A 931-nucleotide genomic window follows, 5' to 3' on the forward strand; every position below is an offset into this window, starting at 1 on the left:
GCTGAGAGCGAATTCCGTGCGATTTACTGGGAAAGCGACCGTCTTGATGCAAAAATGGAAATTCGCGGCACGCCAAGCGTGAACCTTCGCGTACAACCCCACTACAATAAAGCTCAGATCGTCGCGTACTTGTACGATATGGATTCTTGGGGCTGGGGTAAGTTAATTACACACGGCGTTATCACTCTTCCTGATGCGAACTGGGGTGATAAAGTCCGCGTTGATTTCGACATGGTAACAACAGCTTACGATGTCCCTGCTGGCCACAAAGTCGTCATGGCGATTGATACAAAAGATCCTTATTACAAGTCACCAACTAGTGCAGACTTTTACTTAGACTTCCAATACAAAACGTCTGAGCAAAACACTGTCACGATCCCAACTCTTTAATAAGCTGCTTTAAAGAGCGAAAGGCAGAGTAAAGACTCTGCTTTTTTTATTTGTTATCAATTCAGGAAAAATTCTGAGAAAGTTTCCACAGTCAGAATTAGACCAAAGTGTTAGATTGAAAACTCAGTAAATGATGTAAGCATAATGACGCAATATACTCGATCACCTGGTTTAGCACTGGAGCAATGTAGGCTGCTACTTCGTTATGGTCTTAAGAAAGGCTTAATGCATGAGCAGTGCCTAGAAAACTCAAAACTAAACATCGAAGACTTTGATACCGTCTCCTGTGAGCCAAGCATAGAACAAGAGCGAATTATCATTCTTAATCTATGCAATCATATCAACGAAACGCCTGCACGCATTGGCTATGCCATCGGTTTAAAGGTAGGCCTACCGAGCTTTGGATTAATCGGCCAAGCAATGGCTAGCAGCGCGAGTCTCAAGCACGCGCTTGATATTGCTCTTCGTTATAGCCAAGAAGTATTTCATTTCACCAACATCAATTATCATGTTAAGAACGACAATTTCGATTTACAATGGG

General features: G+C 42.6%; 2 protein-coding genes. Both read left to right on the forward strand.

The window, feature by feature from the left end; all coding sequences use genetic code 11:
• A partial coding sequence (locus tag A3739_RS04555) for a CocE/NonD family hydrolase C-terminal non-catalytic domain-containing protein (protein WP_304440255.1) occupies positions 1–390 on the forward strand: 390 nt, incomplete at its 5' end.
• Between the two features lie 144 nt (positions 391–534).
• On the forward strand, positions 535–931 hold a 397-nt coding region (locus tag A3739_RS04560), incomplete at its 3' end, for an AraC family transcriptional regulator ligand-binding domain-containing protein (protein WP_156502355.1).

It is taken from the genome of Oleiphilus sp. HI0067 (assembly GCF_001635735.1).